The 22,361-nt window shown below is 61.7% G+C and carries 21 protein-coding genes and 1 riboswitch; of the genes, 10 read left to right on the forward strand and 11 right to left on the reverse strand.

From position 1 onward, the window contains the following. Positions 1-70: 70 nt before the first annotated feature. Positions 71-1,243 (forward strand): murein transglycosylase A, encoded by a 1,173-nt coding sequence (locus CAG02_RS05425; protein WP_085709111.1) that lies wholly within the window; start codon positions 71-73, stop codon positions 1,241-1,243. 49 nt (positions 1,244-1,292) lie between these two features. Here CAG02_RS05425 and CAG02_RS05430 read toward each other — a convergent pair whose 3' ends face one another. Beyond that, positions 1,293-1,676 (reverse strand): MAPEG family protein, encoded by a 384-nt coding sequence (locus tag CAG02_RS05430; RefSeq protein WP_085709110.1) that lies wholly within the window; start codon positions 1,674-1,676, stop codon positions 1,293-1,295. A gap of 35 nt (positions 1,677-1,711) precedes the next feature. Then, complete coding sequence (locus tag CAG02_RS05435; RefSeq protein WP_085709109.1) at positions 1,712-2,545, reverse strand: EamA family transporter; 834 nt, start codon at positions 2,543-2,545, stop codon at positions 1,712-1,714. A 239-nt stretch (positions 2,546-2,784) separates the two neighbouring features. On the opposite strand from CAG02_RS05435, the gene CAG02_RS05440 reads away from it, so the two are divergent. Next, positions 2,785-4,050, forward strand: coding sequence for a sodium:proton antiporter (locus CAG02_RS05440; RefSeq protein ID WP_085709108.1), 1,266 nt, complete (start codon positions 2,785-2,787; stop codon positions 4,048-4,050). Here the strand turns inward: CAG02_RS05440 and CAG02_RS05445 are convergent, their stop codons facing one another. Continuing rightward, positions 4,051-4,938: a formate/nitrite transporter family protein gene (locus CAG02_RS05445; RefSeq protein ID WP_085709107.1), complete on the reverse strand. Its 888-nt coding sequence runs from the start codon at positions 4,936-4,938 to the stop codon at positions 4,051-4,053. A 73-nt stretch (positions 4,939-5,011) separates the two neighbouring features. Further along, a complete protein-coding gene (locus CAG02_RS05450; RefSeq protein WP_007959686.1) occupies positions 5,012-5,419 on the reverse strand; it encodes an acyl-CoA thioesterase in 408 nt (135 codons plus the stop codon). Between the two features lie 197 nt (positions 5,420-5,616). Further along, a riboswitch (S-adenosyl-L-homocysteine riboswitch) is annotated at positions 5,617-5,715 on the forward strand. Positions 5,716-5,737: 22 nt separating this feature from the next. On the opposite strand from CAG02_RS05450, the gene ahcY reads away from it, so the two are divergent. From ahcY to CAG02_RS05470, 4 genes are all read left to right on the forward strand, one after another. After that, on the forward strand, positions 5,738-7,147 hold the full coding sequence (gene ahcY / locus CAG02_RS05455) for an adenosylhomocysteinase (RefSeq protein WP_085709106.1): 1,410 nt from the start codon (positions 5,738-5,740) through the stop codon (positions 7,145-7,147). A 186-nt stretch (positions 7,148-7,333) separates the two neighbouring features. Next, positions 7,334-8,179 carry a methylenetetrahydrofolate reductase [NAD(P)H] gene (gene metF, locus CAG02_RS05460; RefSeq protein ID WP_085608882.1) on the forward strand — a complete coding sequence of 282 codons (846 nt, stop codon included), beginning with the start codon at positions 7,334-7,336 and terminating at the stop codon, positions 8,177-8,179. A 168-nt stretch (positions 8,180-8,347) separates the two neighbouring features. Next, positions 8,348-9,160, forward strand: a complete 813-nt coding sequence (locus CAG02_RS05465) for an ABC transporter substrate-binding protein (protein ID WP_085709105.1) — start codon at positions 8,348-8,350, stop codon at positions 9,158-9,160. A 222-nt stretch (positions 9,161-9,382) separates the two neighbouring features. Further along, positions 9,383-11,257: a DEAD/DEAH box helicase gene (locus CAG02_RS05470; protein WP_085709104.1), complete on the forward strand. Its 1,875-nt coding sequence runs from the start codon at positions 9,383-9,385 to the stop codon at positions 11,255-11,257. Positions 11,258-11,326: 69 nt separating this feature from the next. Here CAG02_RS05470 and CAG02_RS05475 read toward each other — a convergent pair whose 3' ends face one another. The 3 genes from CAG02_RS05475 to CAG02_RS05485 all read right to left on the reverse strand — a co-directional run bounded on the left by CAG02_RS05475 (position 11,327) and on the right by CAG02_RS05485 (position 14,650). Next, entirely contained in the window at positions 11,327-11,920 is a 594-nt protein-coding gene (locus CAG02_RS05475; protein WP_085709103.1) for a YceI family protein, read from the reverse strand. A 32-nt stretch (positions 11,921-11,952) separates the two neighbouring features. Beyond that, entirely contained in the window at positions 11,953-12,504 is a 552-nt protein-coding gene (locus CAG02_RS05480; RefSeq protein ID WP_085709102.1) for a cytochrome b, read from the reverse strand. 349 nt (positions 12,505-12,853) lie between these two features. Then, positions 12,854-14,650, reverse strand: a complete 1,797-nt coding sequence (locus CAG02_RS05485) for a flavin monoamine oxidase family protein (protein ID WP_085709101.1) — start codon at positions 14,648-14,650, stop codon at positions 12,854-12,856. A 223-nt stretch (positions 14,651-14,873) separates the two neighbouring features. Here CAG02_RS05485 and CAG02_RS05490 point away from each other — a divergent pair, with 223 nt between their 5' ends. Beyond that, positions 14,874-16,280 (forward strand): adenosylmethionine--8-amino-7-oxononanoate transaminase, encoded by a 1,407-nt coding sequence (locus CAG02_RS05490; protein WP_085709100.1) that lies wholly within the window; start codon positions 14,874-14,876, stop codon positions 16,278-16,280. 152 nt (positions 16,281-16,432) lie between these two features. Then, entirely contained in the window at positions 16,433-17,152 is a 720-nt protein-coding gene (locus CAG02_RS05495; RefSeq protein ID WP_085709099.1) for a 16S rRNA (uracil(1498)-N(3))-methyltransferase, read from the forward strand. 11 nt (positions 17,153-17,163) lie between these two features. Here the strand turns inward: CAG02_RS05495 and CAG02_RS05500 are convergent, their stop codons facing one another. Beyond that, entirely contained in the window at positions 17,164-18,405 is a 1,242-nt protein-coding gene (locus CAG02_RS05500) for a D-amino acid dehydrogenase (protein ID WP_085709098.1), read from the reverse strand. Positions 18,406-18,513: 108 nt separating this feature from the next. On the opposite strand from CAG02_RS05500, the gene CAG02_RS05505 reads away from it, so the two are divergent. Further along, positions 18,514-19,425: a LysR family transcriptional regulator gene (locus CAG02_RS05505; protein ID WP_085709097.1), complete on the forward strand. Its 912-nt coding sequence runs from the start codon at positions 18,514-18,516 to the stop codon at positions 19,423-19,425. Here CAG02_RS05505 and CAG02_RS05510 read toward each other — a convergent pair. Continuing rightward, positions 19,422-20,039: a hemolysin III family protein gene (locus CAG02_RS05510; protein WP_011336351.1), complete on the reverse strand. Its 618-nt coding sequence runs from the start codon at positions 20,037-20,039 to the stop codon at positions 19,422-19,424. The two genes, CAG02_RS05505 and CAG02_RS05510, sit on opposite strands and share 4 nt — an antisense overlap. 141 nt (positions 20,040-20,180) lie before the next feature. Here CAG02_RS05510 and CAG02_RS05515 point away from each other — a divergent pair, with 141 nt between their 5' ends. Beyond that, positions 20,181-21,101 carry a LysR substrate-binding domain-containing protein gene (locus tag CAG02_RS05515; RefSeq protein ID WP_085709096.1) on the forward strand — a complete coding sequence of 307 codons (921 nt, stop codon included), beginning with the start codon at positions 20,181-20,183 and terminating at the stop codon, positions 21,099-21,101. Between the two features lie 41 nt (positions 21,102-21,142). Here the strand turns inward: CAG02_RS05515 and madM are convergent, their stop codons facing one another. Both madM and madL read right to left on the reverse strand, forming a co-directional pair. Beyond that, positions 21,143-21,907: a malonate transporter subunit MadM gene (gene madM, locus CAG02_RS05520; protein WP_085709095.1), complete on the reverse strand. Its 765-nt coding sequence runs from the start codon at positions 21,905-21,907 to the stop codon at positions 21,143-21,145. A gap of 1 nt (position 21,908) precedes the next feature. Further along, the gene (gene madL / locus CAG02_RS05525; protein WP_085709094.1) at positions 21,909-22,325 is read right to left on the reverse strand and encodes a malonate transporter subunit MadL; all 417 of its coding nucleotides are present in this window, start codon (positions 22,323-22,325) and stop codon (positions 21,909-21,911) included. Between the last annotated feature and the right edge of the window lie 36 nt (positions 22,326-22,361).

Consider the following 22,361-nt stretch of genomic DNA (forward strand, 5'->3'; position numbering starts at 1 on the left):
ATAGCCCTATTAATAATATGGGTTGCTGGCGCGCATGGAGCACGCCTGCAACCGACACAGGAAATTCTCCATGAACAGCCGTTTCAAGGCCTGGCGCCACCCACTCATCGCAACCCTGCCGCTGCTGGCCATTCTTGCCGGCTGCACCGGAGGCGACAGTGCCAAGCCGAAAACCCACGCACTGGCCACGTACTCCAGCGCCACCTGGGAAGCCCTGCCTGCGGTTTCCGACAACGATCTGGTGGCCGGTTTCGGTTCGTGGCGCAGTGCCTGCACCCGGCTCAAGGCTGACCCGATCTGGGGCGCCACCTGCGCGGCGGCGGCCAATGTGCCGCAAAGCGCTGGCGATATCCGCACGTTCCTCAAGCAAAACCTCGATGTGTTCGGCCTGCGCGCCGAAAATGACAACCCCAACGGTCTGATCACCGGTTACTACGAACCTGTCTATCCCGGCAGCCTGACGCAAACCGCAACTGCCAATGTGCCGGTCTACGGCGTGCCCGACGACATGATCATCGTCTCCCTGGACAGCATTTACCCGGAGCTGAAAGGCAAGCGCCTGCGCGGACGCCTCGAAGGTCGCGTGCTCAAGCCTTATGACGACGCCGCGACCATCGAGAGCAAAGGGGTCAAGGCGCCAGTGGTGGCGTGGCTGACCGACCCGATGAACCTGCAATTTCTGCAGATCCAGGGTTCAGGGCGGATTCAGACCGATGACGGCCGGCAACTGCGCATCGCCTACGCCGACCAGAACGGCCACCCGTACCGGCCGATCGGCCGCTGGCTGGTGGAACAGGGCGAGCTGAAGAAAGAAGACGTGACCATGGGCGCGATCAGCAACTGGGCCAAGGCCAACCCGTCGCGCATTCCGGAATTGCTCGGCAGCAACCCGAGTTATGTGTTCTTCACCCGCAATCCGGACAGCAACGAAGGCCCGCGCGGCTCGTTGAATGTGCCGCTGACCGCCGGTTACAGCGCGGCGGTGGATCGCAAGGTGATTCCGTTGGGCAGCCTGTTGTGGCTGTCGACCACCCGCCCTGACGGCACGGCGCTGGTACGCCCGGTAGCCGCGCAGGACACCGGCGGCGCAATTGCCGGCGAGGTTCGTGCGGATCTGTTCTGGGGCACCGGCGATGCCGCCGGGCAACTGGCCGGCGACATGAAGCAGCAAGGGCAGATCTGGATGCTCTGGCCAAAAGGCGCGGCATTGCCACAAGTGCCGCAGGTGGCCGACAAGCAGTAAGCGAAACGCAAAGGATCGCAGGCCTCGTCAGCCTGCGATCCTTTCAGCGTCAGACCGAAACGAAGAAGAAACTGGCAATCAGCCCCATCCCGACAAACCACACCAGCGACCGCAGAATCGCCCAGTCCGCCAGATAGCAGATGATGTAAAGCAGACGACTGGTGATGAACAGCACTGCCAGCACATTGACCGTCACCAGCTGCGCCGTGCCCACCAGGTGCGCAACGATCACCGCCGCCGCAAAGGCCGGCGTCACTTCAAAACTGTTCAGTTGCGCCGCATGGGCCCGTCGCGCCACACCGTTCAGGCTTTCAAGAAAATCCCGGGGATCGTGATTGTCGCTGAGCCGGTAACCACCGACAGCCTTCGCCACGCCCGTGCACACATAGGGCAGAAAGATCGCAATGAAAACGCACCACAGAGCCACCGTCATAACGCCGTCCTTTTTCAGTTTTTAGAGTTGGCGGGTCAGAACTTCATCACCAGCATGCCGATCAGCACCAGCCCACAGGCTAAGAGCCGTGGCCGGCCGAAAGGTTCTTTCAGGTAGCGCATGCCGAACAGCACCACCAGAATCACGCTGATCTCGCGCAACGCGGCGGCCTCGGCAATCGACCCCAGCTGCATCGCCCACAGCACCAGAGCGTAGCTGAACAACACGCAGAACCCGACCGCCAGCCCCAGCTTCCATTGTTCGCGCCAGAACAGCATGAACGCCGGCCGCCTAGCGACCCACGCCAGCAGCGGGAACGGCCACGCGCTGAGCAGCGTGACCCAGACCAGGTAATCCAGCGGATGCGACCAGCGCCGCAAGGCCTGGCCATCGATGTAGGTGTAACAGCCGATGCACAGCCCGATCAGCGCCACCACCGGCAGCATCGACCACGGCAAGTGTTTCCCGCCACCGCCCTGCCAGAGCAGGCAAGCCATGCCCAGCGGGATCAGCATGATTCCGAAGATCTGCTGGGTGGTCAGCACTTCGCCGGCGAAGATCAGGGTCAGCGCCAGTACCACCAGCGGCGACAGCCCACGCATCAACGGATAGACCAGCCCCAGGTCACCGACCCGATAGGCCTGGATCAACAGATAGCGATAAAGCAGCTCGAACGCCGCCGACGCCAGAATCCACGGCCAGATTTCCTGCGGCGGCAGGCTGATGAAAGGAAACGCCAGCGCGACGAACAACAGCGCCACGGTGTCCATGCAGGCCACCACCAGCAACCGCTCGGCGCTGAATTTGATCAGGGTATTCCACGCGGCGTGCAACAGCGCCGCCACCAACACCAGAGCTGTCGCCAGCACGTGTCACTCCTTCATTCTTGTTTTTGAACCCGAGCCATTTGATCAGGTCTTTGATTCGCGATGTGTCAGGCGCTGTTTATACGTCAAGCGACCTCGCCACACCTGGTCGCGCGCAGACAAATGCCAAAAAAAACCTGCCCGGGCCACACAATTGTGCCCCCGTCCGGTGTCTACCCATCCAACCCTTGTGCCCATGAACAGGCGCGCTGTCTTTTCACCCCCCATCCAAAGGACCCCGGATGCTTGAACTTGTCGCCGCTTTCATCTGCCTCACCACCCTCCTCACTTTCGTGAATTTCCGCTTCATCGGTTTGCCTCCGACCATCGGCGTGATGGTTACCGCACTGATGTTTTCCCTGTTGCTGCAAGGCCTGAGTCTGCTCGGTTATCCCGGCCTCGAAGAGCGCGTGCAGCAACTGATCGGCCAGATCGACTTCGGTGATCTGCTGATGAACTGGATGTTGTCGTTCCTGCTGTTCGCCGGCGCCTTGCACGTCAACCTGAACGACCTGCGCAGCTATCGCTGGCCCATCGGCCTGCTGGCGACCTTCGGTGTATTGATCGCCACCGCCGTGATCGGCAGCCTCGCCTACTACATCTTCGCCCTGTTCGGCTGGCACGTGAGCTTCCTTTACTGCCTGTTGTTCGGCGCACTGATTTCCCCGACCGACCCGATCGCGGTACTCGGCGTGTTGCGTACGGCCAACGCCTCAAAGCCGTTGAAAACCACCATCGTCGGCGAATCGCTGTTCAACGACGGCACTGCCGTGGTGGTGTTCACCGTGTTGCTGGGCATCGCGCAACTGGGCGAAACCCCGACCATCGGCGCCACCGCCATGCTGTTTGCCCATGAAGCCATCGGCGGCGTGCTGTTCGGTGGGCTGATCGGTTATCTGGTGTACCTGATGATCAAGAGCATCGAGCAGCACCAGATCGAGGTCATGCTGACCTTGGCGCTGGTGATCGGCGGGTCGGCGATGGCCACCGAGCTGCACGTCTCGGCGCCGATTGCGATGGTGGTTGCCGGTCTGATCATCGGTAATCTGGGGCGCAACCTGGCGATGAACGACATGACGCGCAAATACCTGGACGGTTTCTGGGAATTGCTCGACGACATGCTCAACGCCCTGCTGTTCGCGCTGATCGGCATGGAGCTGTTGCTGCTGCCGTTCAACTGGTTGCACCTGGCGGCGGCAAGTCTGCTGGCGCTGGCGATTCTGTTGTCGCGCCTGCTCACCGTGGCCCCGGCCATCGTCCTGCTGCGGCGCTGGCGCACCGTGCCGCGCGGCACCATCCGCATCCTGACCTGGGGCGGTTTGCGCGGCGGTGTTTCGGTGGCCTTGGCTTTGGCCCTGCCGCTGGGCCCGGAGCGCGATCTGCTGCTGAGCATCACCTACATCGTGGTGCTGTCGTCGATCCTGCTGCAGGGTCTGACCATTGGCAAACTGGTCAAACACGCCACCCGCGATGAACCGGCAACCATTGCCGAACCTGCGCACCACTGATCATTTATTGATCTGCTGCGGGTCGGGCTTTTCCGCCTGATCCGCAGACTCCTTCGGTTTGCCGCTTTCGCTGCGGATCTGCGCGTGGCTGATCAGGGCGAAGATGAAACTGCCGCCGATGATGTTCCCCGCCAGGGTCGGCCCGGCAAACACCGCCCAGAAATCACTCCACGGCAACTCGCCGGCAAATACCAGATACGACACCTCCGCCGAACCCACCACGATGTGCGTAAAGTCGCCCAGCGCCATGAGGTAGGTGATGAGGATGATGATCCACATCTTCGCGCTCTCCATGGACGGGATCATCCAGACCATGGTGGCGATCATCCAGCCGGAAACGATGCCCTTGGCGAACATCTGGCTCGCGTGGTTTTCCATGACCTTGCGGCCGATTTCGAGGAAGGCGGCGTCGGTCTTGCTGTCGAAGATCGGCAGTTCGAGCATCACGTAGGCCACCAGAATCGTCCCGCACAGGTTGCCGAACAGCACCACTGTCCAAAGCCGTATCAGGCGGCCGAAATTGCCGAGCGTCGGTTTGGTCATGACCGGCAGGACAGCGGTCAGGGTGTTTTCGGTGAACAACTGCTGGCGAGCGAGGATCACCGCGAGAAAACCGGCGCAGTAGCCGAAGCTGGCGATCACCTTGAATTCGTCACCCTCGGGCAGACGGGAGTTGAGCAAGCCCATGCCCATCAGCGACAGGCCCATGGTCAGCCCGGCCGCCAAGGCCGACCACCATAGCGCGGCAATGCTGCGCTCCAGTTCCTGGTCGCCCTGTTTGCGAATGATTTCATGCAGGACCGCCGCCCGGGGCGGCTGGTTTTTCTCGACTTCGTGTTGTTCCTTGGCCGAGAGGTCGGGAGTCTTGCCGTCTGTTGGCGTGGTCATGGCGGGAAACCGGTGGCGGGGTCATAAAGCTACGACACGCGCCGCTCGGCTTCCGTTCTGTGGGGTGCGCCGATTACTCGGTAACGGGCGTTTCATCCTTGAACTGGTCTTTGACGTATTTGATCTCGGTCCGCCCGTGCGGTGCCGGCAGACCGTCTTCGCCGAGGTTGACGAAGACCATTTTCTCGACGGTCAGGATGCTCTTGCGGGTGATCTTGTTGCGCACTTCACAGGTCAGGGTGATCGAGGTGCGGCCGAACTCGGTGGCGGTGATGCCCAGTTCGATGATGTCGCCCTGGCGCGAGGCGCTGACGAAGTTGATCTCGGAAATGTACTTGGTCACCACGCGCTGGTTGCCCAGTTGAACGATGGCGTAGATCGCCGCTTCTTCGTCGATCCAGCGCAGCAGGCTGCCGCCGAACAGGGTGCCGTTGGGGTTGAGGTCTTCGGGTTTTACCCACTTGCGGGTGTGGAAATTCATCTTCACTCCTGAGCGTCTTGCCGAATGATGGCGCCATCTTGGCAGACTGAGCGGTCATGCTCCATGAGGCTTCTACTATGGTCGCTATTAGCGATCTTCATTTGGCCGACAGAAACCCTTTGGAAGATCAGTCTAGACGGCTATAATCGCCCCCGTTTCAAAACGGTAACGTTCACTTGATACCGTTTTCCCGCCACCTGTCCGAGGGGCGCTGCAGCAGGTTCAACCTGTCAGGCTCGGATGGGGCGTTGACTGGCTCAGGCCGGACACTAAACGCACAACGGCGCCCATTCGCATACATTACGAATGGAGGCTCTCATGAGCGCTGTTATCACGCCTGCAGATTTTAACGATTACAAAGTTGCCGACATGTCCCTGGCTGCCTGGGGCCGTCGCGAAACCATCATCGCCGAGTCGGAAATGCCGGCCCTGATGGGTCTGCGTCGCAAGTACGCTTCCGAGCAGCCGCTGAAAGGCGCAAAAATCCTCGGCTGCATCCACATGACCATTCAGACCGCCGTGCTGATCGAAACCCTGGTTGCCCTGGGTGCCGAAGTTCGCTGGTCGTCCTGCAACATTTTCTCGACTCAGGATCAGGCCGCTGCCTCCATCGCCGCTGCCGGCATCCCGGTTTTCGCCTGGAAAGGCGAGACTGAAGAAGAGTACGAGTGGTGCCTGGAGCAGACCATCCTGAAGGATGGCCAGCCATGGGACGCCAACATGATCCTCGACGACGGCGGCGACCTGACCGAGCTGCTGCACAAGAAATACCCACAGGTTCTGGACCGCGTTCACGGCGTGACCGAAGAAACCACCACCGGCGTACACCGTCTGCTGGACATGCTGGCCAAGGGCGAACTGCGCATCCCGGCCATCAACGTCAACGACTCGGTGACCAAGTCCAAGAACGACAACAAGTACGGCTGCCGTCACAGCCTGAACGACGCCATCAAGCGTGGTACCGACCACCTGCTGTCCGGCAAGCAAGCGCTGGTCATCGGCTACGGTGACGTGGGCAAGGGTTCGGCCCAGTCCCTGCGTCAGGAAGGCATGATCGTTAAAGTCTCCGAAGTCGACCCGATCTGCGCCATGCAGGCCTGCATGGACGGTTTCGAACTGGTTTCGCCGTTCATCGACGGTATCAACGACGGCACCGAAGCAAGCATCGACAAAGCGCTGCTGGGCAAGATCGACCTGATCGTGACCACCACCGGTAACGTCAACGTTTGCGACGCAAACATGCTCAAAGCCCTGAAGAAGCGCGCCGTTGTCTGCAACATCGGTCACTTCGACAACGAAATCGACACCGCTTTCATGCGCAAGAACTGGGCATGGGAAGAAGTGAAGCCACAGGTACACAAGATCCACCGTACCGGCCCGGGCGCATTCGACGCTCAGAACGACGACTACCTGATCCTGCTGGCCGAAGGCCGTCTGGTGAACCTGGGCAACGCCACTGGTCACCCGAGCCGCATCATGGACGGTTCGTTCGCCAACCAGGTTCTGGCGCAGATCTTCCTGTTCGGCCAGAAGTACGCCGACCTGTCGCCAGCCCAGAAAGCCGAGCGCCTGACCGTTGAAGTACTGCCGAAGAAACTCGACGAAGAAGTGGCCCTGGAAATGGTCCGCGGCTTCGGTGGCGTGGTCACTCAACTGACCAAGCAACAGGCTGACTACATCGGCGTGACCGTCGAAGGCCCGTTCAAGCCGCACGCTTACCGCTACTAAGAGCAGCTGCGAGCTTCAAGCTTCAAGCGGCAAGCAAGGCCACAAGCCGGGCTTGCCGTACGAAGTTTGAGAGCTCTGCCCCTATTTCAAAACAGTTTCAGGCAGCAGGAATCACGCACGAGAGATCAGCGCACCTCCGCTTCTCTCGAAGCTTGTAGCTTGCCGCTCGTGACTGGAGGTCCCCCGATGTCCCAAGACCGTCGCTACAGCTTCGAGTTCTTCCCGACCAAGACCGATGCCGGGCATGAAAAACTGCTCGCCACTGCCCGTCAGCTGGCCACCTACAACCCTGATTTCTTTTCCTGCACCTACGGCGCCGGCGGCTCGACCCGTGACCGCACGCTGAACACCGTGTTGCAGCTGGAAAGCGAAGTCAAAATCCCCGCCGCCCCGCACCTGTCCTGCGTCGGCGACAGCAAGGACGACCTGCGCGGCCTGCTGAACGAATACAAGGCTGCCGGCATCAAGCGCATCGTCGCTTTGCGCGGTGACCTGCCGTCCGGCATGGGCATGACCAGCGGCGAGCTGCGTCACGCCAATGAGCTGGTTGAGTTCATTCGTGAAGAAACCGGCAATCATTTCCACATCGAAGTGGCCGCTTACCCGGAGATGCATCCGCAAGCGCGCAACTACGAAGACGATCTCGCCAACTTCGTGCGCAAGGCCCGTGCCGGCGCCGACAGTGCGATCACCCAGTACTTCTTCAACGCCGACAGCTACTTCTACTTCGTCGACCGTTTGCAGGCGCTGGGCGTGGACATTCCGGTGGTGCCGGGGATCATGCCGATCACCAACTACAGCAAACTCGCGCGTTTCTCCGATGCCTGCGGTGCGGAAATCCCGCGCTGGATCCGCAAGCAACTGGAAGCCTACGGCGATGACAGCCAGAGCATTCAGCGCTTCGGCGAGCAAGTCGTCAGCGAAATGTGCGAACGCCTGCTGCAAGGCGGCGCTCCTGGCCTGCACTTCTATTCCATGAACCAGGCCGAACCTAGCCTGGCGATCTGGAACAACCTGAAGTTGCCACGCTGAGACCGCTGTACGCTTCAAGCTGAAGGCTTCATGCAACAACAGAAGATCGCAAGTTTCGACAGCTCCTGCGGGGTTGTCGCAACTGCGATCTTTTGCTTTTAAGGCCCGAAACAGAGCTTCTGCAGGCAGTTTCTGGCTCTTTGGCGTTTCTCGTCGTAATCTCAAGTCATGCCTTTGATCACGCAGTTATTCGCCGTGCTGGTTTTTGCTTGCCTGAGCTTTGCGGCTCGAGGCGAGAAGCTGCGTATCGTCACCGAACCGTGGGCGCCATACGTTTACGAAGAGAACGGCAAGAACCTCGGGCTGGACTACGAAACCACTGCCATCGTGTTCAAACGTCTGGGCATCGATGTCGAGTGGCAGTTCCTGCCATGGAAGCGTTGCCTGTCGATGCTCGAAACCGGCCAGGCCGACGGTGCGCTGGACATCTTTCACAGCGACGAACGCGACGCCACCCTGCTCTACCCGAGCGAACCGCTGTCGGACGTCGAGTTCGTGATGTTCTACGCCAACGACCGACCGCACCCTTTTCGCAGCCTTGAAGACCTCAAGGGCCTGACCATCGGCACCTCGCCGGGTTATCTGTACAGCCCGGACTTCAGTGAATCGACCCTGTTCAACCGGGAACCGGCCCCGACCCACGAAGCCAATTTCGGCAAACTGGTGCGCGGGCGCATCGACCTGCTGATCACCGATCGCCGCGTGGGTCAGCATTTGCTCGATGAGCTGAATATCCGCGATCAGATCACCGAAAACCCCACCGTCATTAGCCGTCAAAGCCAGTTTCTGGCCGTGCGGCGCAATGCGGGGATGGATTTGCTGGTGCAACGCTTCGGCGCCGAGCTCAAGCGTTTCAAGCGAGAGCCGGCCTATGCCGAGCTGAGCGCACGCTACGGTGCAGCCCCGGTTTCGGAAAAACCCTTGAGCAGCGCCACCGCCAGTGGCAAAACCGTTGAGCAGCAGGAAAGCGGCGCGCGGTGATTGCTCTGTTATACTCCGGCGTTCCCGCCAGGCTCACGCCCGGACGCCCGGAACCGTTACAGGCCTCCCGACCCGCTACAGCGCAGCTTTTCAGCCCGCGCGAGCGCTCCGGACGTGCCTTCGGAACCGCAGCAGGACCGGACGGGATTGCGTCCTCTTAAACGCCATTCGCGCCAGGCAAGACTCCCATTGGGCCAAGCCCTAACTAAAACAGGATTACTCATGTCCTTTGCTTCCCTCGGTCTCTCCGAGGCTTTGGTCCGCGCTATCGAAGACGCGGGCTATACCGAGCCTACTCCGGTGCAACAGCGGGCCATTCCCGCCGTGTTGCAAGGTCGCGACCTGATGGTTGCGGCACAGACAGGTACCGGTAAAACCGGCGGTTTCGCCCTTCCGATCCTGGAGCGGCTGTTCCCCAACGGTCACCCGGACAAATCCCAGCGCCACGGCCCGCGCCAGCCGCGCGTCCTGGTCCTGACCCCGACCCGCGAACTCGCGGCCCAGGTACACGACAGCTTCAAGATCTACGCCCGTGACCTGAAATTCGTCAGCGCCTGCATCTTCGGCGGTGTCGGCATGAACCCGCAGGTTCAGGCCATGTCCCGTGGTGTGGACGTACTGGTTGCCTGCCCGGGTCGTCTGCTCGACCTGTGCGGCCAGGGCAGCATCGATCTGTCCCACGTTGAAATCCTCGTGCTGGACGAAGCCGACCGCATGCTCGACATGGGCTTCGTCCATGACGTGAAGAAAGTCCTCGCCCGCCTGCCGGCCAAGCGCCAGAACCTGCTGTTCTCGGCGACCTTCTCCAAAGACATCACCGACCTCGCCGGCAAGCTGCTGCACAACCCGGAACGCATCGAAGTGACGCCGCCGAACACCACGGTCGAGCGCATCGAGCAACGCGTCTTCCGTCTGCCGGCCAGCCACAAGCGTGCGCTGCTGGCGCACCTGATCACCGCCGGCGCGTGGGAACAGGTGCTGGTGTTCACCCGCACCAAGCACGGCGCCAACCGTCTGGCCGAGTACCTGGACAAACACGGCCTGCCGGCTGTGGCGATCCACGGCAACAAGAGCCAGAACGCCCGCACCAAGGCCCTGGCCGACTTCAAGGCCAACCAGGTACGCATTCTGGTTGCCACCGACATCGCGGCGCGCGGCCTGGACATCGACCAGTTGCCACACGTGGTCAACTTCGAACTGCCGAACGTCGATGAAGACTACGTGCACCGCATCGGTCGTACCGGCCGTGCCGGTCGTTCGGGCGAGGCGATCTCACTGGTTGCGCCGGACGAAGAGAAACTGCTGAAAAGCATCGAACGCATGACCAAGCAGAAAATCGCCGACGGCGACCTGATGGGCTTCGATGCCAGCACCATCGAGGCCGAGAAGCCTGAAGTGCGCGAGCGTCCGGACATGCGCAACCCGCGCAACGGTCGTGGCCCGCGCGGCGACGGCCCGAATGGCGGCGGTGGCGGCGGTCGTAAAGACAAAGGCAAGGACAAGGGCAAGGAAAAACCTGCCGGCGAACGCGGTGAGCGTGGCGAGCGTCCAGCCCGTCAACAGAAACCGCGCGAAGGCACCCCGGCCCGCGAACAGCGCCAGCCAAGCCAGCCGCCACGTGCTGCGGCTGATCGTGCACCGGACGAGTTCCTCGACGACGATATCGATAACTTCGGCAACCGCGTTGACTACGTGCCGAAGCAGGCACCTGCAGGTGGTCGCAACCGTCGCCCGGGCGCTCCGGCGCAAGGTGCAGGTTCGGGCGCGCCACGCGGCGGCCAGTCGCAAGGTCGTCAGAACGGCCCGCGCAACAGCAACGGTTCGAGCACCGGCACCCCGCCGGGCAAACGCAACGGCCCGCGCAACGGTGCCCCGCGTGACGGCCAGGGTCGTCGCGACGAAAACTCGCGCAACCGCCGTCCGGCCCGTGACGATCAGCAACGTGCCGAACCGGCCGTGCAGAACCCGCGCAGCAGTGGCCCGAAGATCATGCACAAGGAATCGAAAGCCGACCGCTTCCCGACGCCTGAGCAGCTGGATCAACTGCCAAGCCGCCCACGCGGTGAAAAACCGGCCTTGCTGACTCGCAATCGCTGAGTTTCGACAAGGCAATAAAAAACGCCCCCGGTCGCAAGACCGGGGGCGTTTTTGTATGTCTGGCGAAAATTACTTCGCTTTGACACCTTCGAACGTCACGTACAGATCAACGGCATCGGACTGCGGGCCCAGGTCCATCATCTTGCCGAAGTCAGAGCGCTTGATGCTGGTGGTGCCTTCGAAGCCTGCACGGTAGCCGCCCCAAGGATCCTTGCCTTCACCCAGGAAAGTGGCCTTGACCACAACTGGCTTGGTGACACCGGCAATGGTCAGGTCGCCCGTCACGTCAGCAGTGACTTTGCCATCGGCGTTCTTGCCGGTGGTTTTAACGCTGGTGGACTTGAAGGTCGCTTTCGGGAAATCGGCAACTTTCAGGAAGTCTTTGCTGGAGATGTGCTTGTCACGCTCGGCGTTGTTGGTGAAGACGCTGGCGGTGTTCACGTTGAACTCGATCTTGCTGTCTTCAGGCTTGGCAGCGTCGAAGCTGAAAGTGCCGTCGATGTCCTTGAAAGTACCGGTGATGTAGCTATAGCCCAAGTGGCTGATCTTGAAGTCGACGAAGGCGTGCTGGCCTTGTTTGTCGACGGTGTAGTCAGCGGCCATCACGTTGGCGGACAGCACAGCGGAACCGATTGCCAGAGCGGCGAGAGTCTTTTTCAACATGCTTTGTTTTCCTTGGGAGTCGAGGTTGAACTTCAGGCTTTGCGACCGAGCATTCGCTTGAGGGTCACATCACGGTCGATAAAGTGGTGCTTCAATGCTGCCAACGCGTGGAGGCCGGAAAAAATTACCAGCGCCCATGCCAGGTAGAGGTGAATCGCACCGGCGTTGTCTGCCTGATCCGGTAGACCGGAAACCAGTGCAGGCACTTCAAACCAGTCAAACACCGGGATCCCGACGCCTTCTGCGGTGGAAATCAGGTAACCGGCAATCATCACAGCGAACAAGCAGAGATACAAAAAGGCATGGCCGAACTTGGCGCCCAGACGCGTCATGCGGCTGTAGCTGGCCAAGGTTGGCGGTGGTGGACTGATAAAGCGCCACAACACGCGCAATACCATGACGCCCAGCAGGATCAGACCGATGCTCTTGTGCAGATCCGGCCCTGCCTTGCGCCAAGGGTCGTAGTACCCGAGACCGACCATCCACAGTCCGAGGCCGAACAATCCGAAGACCGCCAGCGCCACAGCCCAGTGCATGAAGATGCTGACCCAACCGTAGCGCGAAGAAGAATTACGTAGCTGCATTGCCCAAATCCTGTGAGAACTGCGAACCAAGACTAGCGAGTTATCTATCGAATTAAAGCGGAAAATTTCGCTTTGAAATATCGAGAAATACGATCAAGAGTCTTGAACAGGGGAGTTAAGGAAAGATTAAAGGGAAAAGTGTGACGGGAGATTAGCTGGCGGCCGAATACTTTCAGGTGCCGGTTCTGGCCTCTTCGCGAGCAAGCTCGCTCCCACAGTGACCGGTGGCGTTCACAAGAATCACGTTCAAAGCCGAAACCTGTGGGAGCGAGCTTGCTCGCGATTGCTTTTTCACAGGCAATAAAAAAGCGCGGCCTGAAAGCCGCGCTTTTTCATTCACCGCAAAGCCTTACTGCGCTTTGGTATCGCTCGCTGCCGCCGGGGCCGCTGCCGGTTTGGCGGCTGGCTTCTTGGCCGGTTCAGCCTTTTTCGCTGCCGGTTTGGCCGGGGCTTTTTTTGCCTCGGTCTTGGCCGCAGGTTTCTTCGCTGCCGGCTTGGCTGGCGCTTTCTTGGCTGGCTCGGCTTTCACCGGGGCCGCTGGCTTCGGCGCTTCCACCGGGGCTGGCGCAGGTGCCGGAGTCGGTGCAGGCGCCGGAGCGGCTGGAGCAGGTGCCGGCTCTGGCGCTTTCACTGGCTCTGGTTTCTTCTCGTCATCCGAACCACCGAACAGGTTGGTGAAGAAGTTGCCTTTCTTCGCCGCCGTGGCCGCACCCGCTGCGCCTGCCGCTGCTGCTGCGGTGGCCGCTGCCGGGCCGACCTTGATCGGTTCGAAGGATTTGCCTGCCGCCAGGTCTTCAACCTGACTGGCCGCACGCTGACCAGTGCGCAGTGCGCCTTCCAGGGTGCCCGGATACAGGGTGTCGGTGTGCTCGCCGGCGAACGCTACGCGCTGCAGCGGACGCTCCCACAGACGCCAGTATTTGCTGATCTGACCAGGGCCGAAGGCCAGGTACGAACCGCCAGTCGACGGGTCGGTGCTGTAGCGGCGGATTTCATAACCGGTGAACGCGCCACGGGCCTGTGGATAAAACGCGTGCAGACGAATCAGCACCTGATCGACCATCTGCTTGTCGCCGAAGGCCTGCATGACGCGGGCGTTGTCGCCGGACAGGTTGATCACCACGTTCGCGCCGCCCTTCAGGGCCGGCTCGATCCACAACATGCCCAGACCGGTGTTGCTGTAGATCTCGCCGGACATCCGCGCCTTGCTTTCCCAGACCGGCGTCTTGAACTTCAGCATGATCTGGTCGCGCCAGCCGTAGTTGGTGCCCTTGATCGCGGCCAGGTGCTGGGCATCCAGGGCCGGGGTCAGCTGAATCTTGTCGAGGGCGCGCAATGGCACCGCCAGTACGACGTAGTCTGCCTGGTAGCCCACGCTGCCGACTTTGACGGTCACGCCGTCCTTGTCCTGGACGATCGCGGAAACCGGCGAGCTGGTCTTGATGGTTTTCAGTTGCTTGACGAAGGCCTGGGCCAGCACCGGGCTGCCGCCGACCAGACGCGAAGCGCGCATGTCACGGTCGGACACGCCGCGATAAACACGGCTCTGCTGTGCGTAGTACAGCAGCGACAGACGCGAAGGCTCGTCGTAATGGGTGCGGATATCCTGGTTGATCAGCTGACGCGCAGTGGCCGGCAGGTTCTGCTTGTCGAGCCAGCTCGACACGTTGATCTGGTCCAGCGCGTGCAGGGTGTTGGTCGCCGCCGGGTTCTGCGGATCGTCAATCGAGCGCGCCAGATCGTCACGGGTTTTCTCGAAGGTTTTCAACGCCTGCGCGGTGGCCGGTTGCTTGGTGGCCAGGTCGGCGGCAGAGAAATACTCGCCATCGATCAGATAACCCGGGGTACGCACGAATTCAGGGGCCGGCGTGGTGCTCAGCTTGAAAGTCGAGACGTACTTGTTCAGCACAGGCTGAGCCTTGTCGTTGCCGATCCACTCGCTGGTGGCCATGCCCGAGCGACCGCCCAGGCTCGGTTTGGCTTCCAGCAGCGTGACCTGCCAGCCCTTGTTCTGCAGTTCGTAAGCCGCGGTCAGGCCCGACAGGCCGCCGCCGATCACGATCGCGGTTTTTTCCTTGGCCAGCGCCGTAACGCTGAAAAGCCCCAACACCACAAGCGCACAGGCGCGCAGCCAACCGACAGACATTCAGCGAACTCCGGAAAAACACGTAGGAAAAAGCAGTTTTGCGGGTCAGTTGACCCAAAGAACCGCGAAGAATACGTCAGCCATCAAAACGCCGCCAGCGACGTCTATCGGCCCATACAAAGTAGCTCAATCGACGCAATGGGTTGTCCCGGCGCGACGCATTGCATAGGCTTGCGCGATTGTTTGCCCGCGCCTGACGCGAGCCGCCTCGAGGAGACTGAACATGGGCCTGAACAACCAGTGGATGCAACGCGATCTCGCGGTGTTGTGGCATCCCTGCACCCAGATGAAAGACCACGAACAGCTGCCGCTGATCCCGATCAAGCGCGGTGAAGGCGTGTGGCTTGAGGACTTCGAAGGCAAGCGCTACCTGGATGCCGTCAGTTCCTGGTGGGTCAACGTGTTCGGCCACGCCAACCCGCGTATCAACCAGCGCATCAAGGATCAGGTCGATCAGCTGGAGCACGTGATTCTCGCCGGTTTCAGCCATCAGCCGGTGATCGAGCTGTCCGAGCGTCTGGTGAAGATGACACCGGAAGGCCTGAACCGGGTGTTCTACGCCGATAACGGTTCGTCCTGCATCGAAGTCGCGCTGAAAATGAGCTTTCACTACTGGCTCAACCGCGGCCAGCCGAACAAGAAGCGCTTCGTCACCCTGACCAACAGCTACCACGGTGAAACCATGGCGGCGATGGCGGTCGGCGACGTACCACTGTTCACCGAGACCTACAAAGCGCTGCTGATGGACACCATCAAAGTGCCGAGCCCGGATTGCTACCTGCGCCCGCAGGGCATGAGCTGGGAAGAACACTCGCGCAACATGTTCGCCGCTATGGAACAGACGCTGGCGGAAAACCATGACAGCGTTGCGGCCGTGATCCTCGAGCCGCTGATCCAGGGCGCCGGCGGCATGCGCATGTATCACCCGGTGTACCTCAAGCTGCTGCGCGAAGCCTGCGACCGTTATGGCGTGCACCTGATCCACGACGAAATCGCCGTCGGCTTCGGTCGTACCGGGACCATGTTTGCCTGCGAACAGGCCGGCATCCGCCCGGACTTCCTGTGCCTGTCCAAAGCCCTGACCGGTGGTTATCTGCCGCTGGCGGCGTGCCTGACCACCGACGAGGTGTACAGCGCGTTCTACGACGATTACCCGACCCTGCGCGCCTTCCTGCACTCGCACAGCTACACCGGCAACCCGCTGGCCTGCGCGGCAGCATTGGCGACCCTGGATATTTTCGAACAGGACAACGTGATCGAGAACAACCGGGCGCTGGCGCAACGCATGGCGACTGCGACCGCGCATCTGGTGGATCATCCGAATGTTTCGGAAGTCCGTCAGACCGGCATGGTACTGGCCATCGAGATGGTCAAGGACAAGGCCACGAAAGAGGCTTATCCGTGGCAGGAACGTCGCGGCCTGAAAGTGTTCCAGCATGCCCTGGAGCGTGGCGCGCTGCTGCGTCCGCTGGGCAGCGTGGTGTATTTCCTGCCGCCGTACGTGATCACCCCGGAGCAGATCGACTTCCTCGCCGAAGTCGCCAGCGAAGGCATCGACATCGCCACCCGTGACAGCGTCAGCGTGTCCGTGCCGAAGGATTTCCATCCCGGGTTCCGTGATCCGGGCTGATTCGGCTTACTTGAGATTTGCGGTGCCTGGACCGTCCCGTTCGCGAGCAAGCTCGCTCCCACAGGGAAATGCATTCTAAATGTGGGAGCGAGCTTGCTCGCGAATGAAGTCGACTCCGATCCAACTGATTCACATTTTTTCAGAGAACCACCATGAGACTGTCCCGCTTCTTTATCGACGCCCCGCTCAGCACCGGCGAACACGAACTGCCGGAAGCCCAGGCGCATTACATCAGCCGCGTGCTGCGCATGGCCGAGGGCGATGCGGTGCAGCTGTTCGACGGTTCCGGCCACGAGTTTCGCGGATCGCTGGTGGAAGTCGGCAAGAAGCGTGTCGTGGTGCAGATCGACGAGCAGTTCGCCGGTCAGGTCGAATCACCGCTGCACATCCACCTCGGCCAGGGCCTGTCCCGGGGCGAGCGGATGGACTGGGCGATCCAGAAAGCCACCGAACTGGGCGTGAATGAAATCACCCCGATCTTCAGCGAACGCTGCGAAGTCCGGCTCAAGGACGAACGCGCCGACAAACGCCTGCTGCACTGGCGCCAGGTGGCGATCAGCGCCTGCGAGCAATGTGGTCGTTCGCGGGTGCCGGTGATTCATCCGCCGGTGCTGCTGGCCGACTGGCTGAAACAGACCGAGGCCGAACTGAAACTGGTCCTGCACCCGGTAGCCGAGCCGTTGGTCAGCCATGCCAAACCATCGACCCTGGCGTTCCTGATCGGCCCCGAAGGCGGTTTGTCCGACGCCGAAGTCGAGCAGGCCAAGGCCAACAGCTTCCACGCCGCCCGTCTCGGCCCGCGCGTGCTGCGCACCGAGACCGCGCCGGTTGTGGCGCTGGCAGTAGCGCAGCAACTGTGGGGTGATTTCTAAGCATTTGGCTTTCACGCCGCACGGGGATTGAGCCCGTGCAGATCAATGGATGTGCGCTGCTGGCCGATCAGTTCGCTGAGCAACTGCCCACTGCCGCAGGCCAGAGTGAAACCGAGCGCGCCGTGGCCGAGGTTGAGCCACAGATTGCGATACGCCGTGGCGCCCAGCAGCGGTACGCCGGTGGGGGTGGCCGGGCGCATGCCGGCCCACTCGATGGCGGCGTCGTAGTGGCCGGCGTCGGGAAAGGTGTCGCGGGCCTGGCGCTTGATCAGTGTCAGCCGCTCGGGATCCACTGCCGGGTCGAATCCGACGATGTCGACCATCGCCGCCACGCGCAACTGTTCACCGATGCGCGCGTAGACAATCTTGCGGTCGTAGTCGGTGATGCTCACGTCCGGCGCCCGATTCTCGCTGCCGATTGGCACGGTCAGGCTGTAGCCCTTCAGCGGATACAGCGGCAGGCGCAGGCCAGGCAGCCCCAGCGACGGGCTGCGATGGCCGGCGGCGATTACCAGTTGCTCGACCGGCAGGGTTTCGTCGCCTAGCTCAATGGCCGTGACGGTGCCGTGGCTGTGTCGAATACCGGTTACTGGCTGGCCGAGGCGAAACTTGCAGTGGCCCGACGCTTTCAATCGCGCCGCCAACTGTTGGCAAAAACCGTGGCAGTCGCCGACTTCTTCATCGGGTGTGTAGATCGCGCCCACAAACGGCGCGTCGGCCAGTGCCGGTTCCAGTTGCGCACATTCGGTGGCGGACAACACCTGCTGTTGTTGCGGATCAGCCAGGCCCTGGCGTGCATGGTCGAAGCTGGCGGCGTTGCGAAAGGTCACCAGTTTGCCGTTGCGCCGCCAGTTGAAGCCGGCGAGTCCGTCGTCCTCGCGCCAGCGTTTCAGCGTGCTCTGGCTGAACAGCGCCAGACGCAACAGATGCGCCGCGTTTTCGCGGTTGACCGAGGTGCGGCAAGCGGCGAGAAACGAGGCCATCCAGCGCCACTGCGCCGGGTCCAGACGCGGGCGCAGCTTGAGCGGTGAATCGCCGCGCAGCATCCAGCCGATGGCCTGCAACGGCACGCCGGCATCGGCCAGCGGCGCCACATAGCGGTAGGACAACTGGCCGCCGTTGGCGAAACTGGTTTCGCTGCCCAGCGACTGCCGCGCCTCGACCACCGTCACCTCGAAGCCGTCGCGCACCAGCGCATAGGCCGTTGCCAACCCGATCACGCCGCCGCCGATGATGCACACACGCTGAGCCATGTCCGTCCCTAATTCTTTTTGAAGACGAGGCTGAGGTTAGGGTGAGGTGACAGGCGCCGAACAATGAATAAAGATGCCAGACCTATAAACAAAGGTTATGGGATCGTCATGCGCCTTCGTCATATCGAGATTTTCCAGGCCATCCGCCAGACCGGCTCGGTCAGCGCCGCTGCGCAATTGCTGCACGTCTCGCAACCGGCGGTGACCAAAGTGCTGCAGCACGCCGAGCAACAGCTGGGCTTTCCGTTATTTCTGCGGGTGCGCGGCAAGTTGCAGGCGACCCCGGAAGCGCTGGAGCTGGAGCGCGAAGTCGACAAGGTCACGGAAAGCCTGCAAGGCGTGCGGCGCCTGGCCCAGAGCCTGCGTCGCGAGCCCGGCCACAGTCTGCGAATCGGTGCGACCCCGGCGCTGGCGCTGTCGTTGCTGCCGCCGGCGATCCGGCAATGGACAGCGCAGTTCCCGGACATCGCCTGCGAACTGTCCAGCGCCCACAGCCGCGAGCTGATGCAGAACCTGCTGATGCGCGAAGTGGACGTGGCCCTGACGTTGCAGTTGCCGGATCATCCGGGGCTGAAAGCGCAGGCATTGGCCTCGGGGGTTCTGGTGGCGCTGGCGCCGAAAGGTTATTGGCCGCAGGAAGACGCCGGCCAGCCGTTGCCGCTGATGGCTCTGGCCGGGGCGCCGCTGATCGGGCTGTCCAGCGCCGATCCGCTGGCCGCGCGCCTCGACAGTTATCTGGAAGCGGTCGAGCCACCGCCTCGGGTGCGGATCGCCGTGCAGACCTATTCTCTGGCGCGGGCGATGGTTGAATCCGGGGCCGGCGTGGCGGTGATTGATCCGTTCACCGCGCTCGGTGCCTCATCGGCCACCACCACTATCCGCCCTCTCGCCCCGCCGCTGCCGATCACGCTGTACGCCGTGACCCGCGCTACCGAACCTCCGCCCCACACCCTGAATGATTTGCTGCAGATCTTCAGTCAGCGCGCCGGGGAACAACTCGACCGATTGATGCGCCCTTAAAGGACGTAAAACAGAATCGCCACAAAGTGCAGCAGACTCCCGGCGATCACAAACAAATGCCAGATCCCGTGGGCATGCCGCAACCTGTGATCAAGGGCAAAAAAGATAATCCCCACGGTGTACAACACGCCGCCCGACGCCAGCCAGGCGAACCCCGCCGTTCCCAGCGCCGCAATCAGCGGCTTGACCGCCACCAGCACGATCCAGCCCATCACCGCGTAGATCACGATCGACAGGATCCGCGCCTCCGAGCGCGGCTTGATCTCTTGCAGGATGCCGATCAGCGCCAGCCCCCAGACAATCCCGAACAGCGTCCAGCCCCACGGCCCGCGCAGGGTCACCAGACAGAACGGCGTGTAACTGCCGGCGATCAGCAGGTAGATCGAAAAGTGATCGACCTTCTTCATGATCGCTTTCTTGCGCCCGCGCACGCTGTGGTAAACGGTGGACGCGCTGTAGAGCACCAGCAAGGTGAAAGCGTAAATCGCCACGCTGACGATCTTCCAGGGGCTGCCGTCGAGGCTGGCAATCACCAGCATCCAGACGCCCCCGACAAACGCCGCTACCGCCCCGACCAGATGCGTCCAGGCGTTCAGTTTTTCTCCGTGATACATGTGTCGCACACCTCGATTTCATTACCGCAGCGCGCAAGGCTCGGGCCTTGAGCGTAAAAGCGCAATGTTTCCGTTCAACGCGGGCCTGCACCTGTCCTGATATTTGGGCACAATCGAGCGATACCAAGAAGAGTCCGCGCCATGCTGATCGACGAAGAATTGACCCTGAAGAAACTCGAGGTGTTCCTCGCCTTCATGCGCACCGGCAACCTCGCCCGCGCCGCCGCCGAGCTACAGACCAGCAACGTCAGCGTGCACCGTGCGATCCATTCGCTGGAAAGCGCCCTGCGCTGCCCGTTGTTCAAGCACGAAGGGCGCAACCTGACGCCGCTGGAAAGCGCCTACGTGCTCGAAGAACGCGCACAGAAGCTGATTCAGGACGTGGTCGAAAGCGTGCGCCTGACCCGCGAAGCCGCCGGGTTCTCGGCCGAGCGCTTCAAGCTCGGCTCGCTGTATTCGCTGACGGTGAAAACCGTGCCGCAGCTGATCATGGGTTTGAAGATCCGCCGCAGCGAACTCAACATCGACCTGATCCTCGGCTCGAACATCGACCTGCTCTACAAGCTGAAAAACATGGAAGTCGACGCGATCCTGGTGTCGCTGGACGACAGCGTCAACGATCCGGACTGCGAGCAGATTCCGCTGTTTTCCGACGACATCTTCCTCGCCACCCCGGCCGACTCCCGCTTCGCCCAACGCAGCGAAGTGGATCTGGCGGAGGTGCGCGACGAAACCTTCATCACCCTCACCCAAGGCTTCGCCACTCATCAGGACGGCATCCGGGTGTTCCGCCAGGCGGGGTTCGAGCCGAAGGTGGCGATGCAGGTCAACGACATCTTCACCCTGCTGAGCATGGTCAGCTCGGGGGTGGGTTATGCGTTGCTGCCGGGGAGGATTGCAGCGGTGTACGAGAACCGGGTGAAGCTGATTCCGTTGCAGGAGAAGTACCGGTTGCAGCAGCACATCGGGGTGGTGTTTTTGAAGGCCAAGGAGCGGGATCCGAATTTGCTGGCGTTGTTGGCGGAGTGTCGGATGTATGCCAATCGCCAGTTGGCGGTGTGATGATCGTTCCCACGCTCTGCGTGGGAACGATCAACGATCTGTTAGCCCACAATCCCGCGGACGATGAAGAACAGCAGCGAAGGCCCAAGCAGGCACCCAAGCCCGGTGTGGAAAGTAGCGGTCAACGCCCCATAAGGCACCAACCGCCGATCCGTCGCCGCCAGCCCCGCCGTCACGCCACTCACCGTCCCGGCCAACCCGCCAAACACCATCGCCGAACGCGGGTTATCCAGGCCCATCCAGCGCGCCGCCACCGGGGTGCCGACCATCACCAGAATCGCCTTGATCAACCCGGTGGCAATCGACAGCGCCATCACATCCGAGGTCGCGCCAATCGCTGCGCCGGTCACCGGGCCGACGATGTAAGTCACCGCACCCGCCCCGATGGTGGTCATGCTCACGGCATCGCGATAACCGAACGCGTAAGCCATGCACGCGCCGACAATGAACGGCAGGATCGTGCCCAGCAGCAACGCGATCACGCCAATCAAACCGGCCTTCTTCGCCTCGGTCGCCTGCACCTCGAACGCCGTGGCGACGATGGCAAAATCCCGCAGCATCGCACCGCCCATCAGGCCGATGCCGGAGAACAACGAAAGATCCGCCAGACCCTTTTGCCCACCGGTCATGGTCCCGCCAACCCAGGCCAGCACCAGGCCAATGACGATGGCAATCGCCGAGCCGTGAATCCGCCCGAACGTCAGGCGTTTGGAGAGAATCACCGAGACCCACATGATCACGCCGACGAAGGCGAACGCCGTGATCAGACCGTTGTGTTCCAGACCCTTTTCAATGAGATCCCACATATCAGCGACCTCCTACCGGTGTGCCGACCGGGGAGACTTCCGCCGGTTCATCGGGCAACGGCTCGCCCTTGTGGGTGCGGCTGATCAGGGCAATGGTGCAGCCACAGACCACCACCGAACCGATCGCCGCCAGCACCGCCACCGGGCCGCCGTGCAGGGCGGTGACAACGTTCTGTTGCGCGGCCATCGCCACCACCACCGGAATGTACATGGCGCCCCAGAAGCCGACGCCCATCTCGCAATCCTTGGTCATGCCGCCGCGCTTCTGCATCCACAACCGCGCGCAGATCAACAGGATCATGGCAATGCCGACCCCGCCGACGTTGGATTTGACTCCCAGCAGCACGCCGAGCAGGTCACCCATGATCACCCCTGCCAACGTACAGATCGCCAGCAGCGCCACACCGTAAATAATCATTGTTGTAGTCCTCAAAGTGCATCGTCGAATGTTGTT

The organism is Pseudomonas sp. R43(2017), from assembly GCF_002112345.1.
Lineage (GTDB): Bacteria > Pseudomonadota > Gammaproteobacteria > Pseudomonadales > Pseudomonadaceae > Aquipseudomonas > Aquipseudomonas kribbensis.

Excerpts from the sequence above, each read along its gene's own strand:
- CAG02_RS05480 (WP_085709102.1), bottom strand. The coding sequence starts at position 12,504 with ATGCAGCTACGTAATTCTTCTTCGCGCTACGGTTGGGTCAGCATCTTC.
- CAG02_RS05465 (WP_085709105.1), top strand. The coding sequence starts at position 8,348 with ATGCCTTTGATCACGCAGTTATTCGCCGTGCTGGTTTTTGCTTGCCTG.
- CAG02_RS05440 (WP_085709108.1), top strand. The coding sequence starts at position 2,785 with ATGCTTGAACTTGTCGCCGCTTTCATCTGCCTCACCACCCTCCTCACT.
- CAG02_RS05475 (WP_085709103.1), bottom strand. The coding sequence starts at position 11,920 with ATGTTGAAAAAGACTCTCGCCGCTCTGGCAATCGGTTCCGCTGTGCTG.
- CAG02_RS05470 (WP_085709104.1), top strand. The coding sequence starts at position 9,383 with ATGTCCTTTGCTTCCCTCGGTCTCTCCGAGGCTTTGGTCCGCGCTATC.
- madM (WP_085709095.1), bottom strand. The coding sequence starts at position 21,907 with ATGTGGGATCTCATTGAAAAGGGTCTGGAACACAACGGTCTGATCACG.
- madL (WP_085709094.1), bottom strand. The coding sequence starts at position 22,325 with ATGATTATTTACGGTGTGGCGCTGCTGGCGATCTGTACGTTGGCAGGG.
- metF (WP_085608882.1), top strand. The coding sequence starts at position 7,334 with ATGTCCCAAGACCGTCGCTACAGCTTCGAGTTCTTCCCGACCAAGACC.
- CAG02_RS05500 (WP_085709098.1), bottom strand. The coding sequence starts at position 18,405 with ATGGCTCAGCGTGTGTGCATCATCGGCGGCGGCGTGATCGGGTTGGCA.
- CAG02_RS05510 (WP_011336351.1), bottom strand. The coding sequence starts at position 20,039 with ATGTATCACGGAGAAAAACTGAACGCCTGGACGCATCTGGTCGGGGCG.
- CAG02_RS05445 (WP_085709107.1), bottom strand. The coding sequence starts at position 4,938 with ATGACCACGCCAACAGACGGCAAGACTCCCGACCTCTCGGCCAAGGAA.
- CAG02_RS05430 (WP_085709110.1), bottom strand. The coding sequence starts at position 1,676 with ATGACGGTGGCTCTGTGGTGCGTTTTCATTGCGATCTTTCTGCCCTAT.
- CAG02_RS05450 (WP_007959686.1), bottom strand. The coding sequence starts at position 5,419 with ATGAATTTCCACACCCGCAAGTGGGTAAAACCCGAAGACCTCAACCCC.
- CAG02_RS05505 (WP_085709097.1), top strand. The coding sequence starts at position 18,514 with ATGCGCCTTCGTCATATCGAGATTTTCCAGGCCATCCGCCAGACCGGC.
- ahcY (WP_085709106.1), top strand. The coding sequence starts at position 5,738 with ATGAGCGCTGTTATCACGCCTGCAGATTTTAACGATTACAAAGTTGCC.
- CAG02_RS05490 (WP_085709100.1), top strand. The coding sequence starts at position 14,874 with ATGGGCCTGAACAACCAGTGGATGCAACGCGATCTCGCGGTGTTGTGG.
- CAG02_RS05515 (WP_085709096.1), top strand. The coding sequence starts at position 20,181 with ATGCTGATCGACGAAGAATTGACCCTGAAGAAACTCGAGGTGTTCCTC.
- CAG02_RS05425 (WP_085709111.1), top strand. The coding sequence starts at position 71 with ATGAACAGCCGTTTCAAGGCCTGGCGCCACCCACTCATCGCAACCCTG.
- CAG02_RS05495 (WP_085709099.1), top strand. The coding sequence starts at position 16,433 with ATGAGACTGTCCCGCTTCTTTATCGACGCCCCGCTCAGCACCGGCGAA.
- CAG02_RS05485 (WP_085709101.1), bottom strand. The coding sequence starts at position 14,650 with ATGTCTGTCGGTTGGCTGCGCGCCTGTGCGCTTGTGGTGTTGGGGCTT.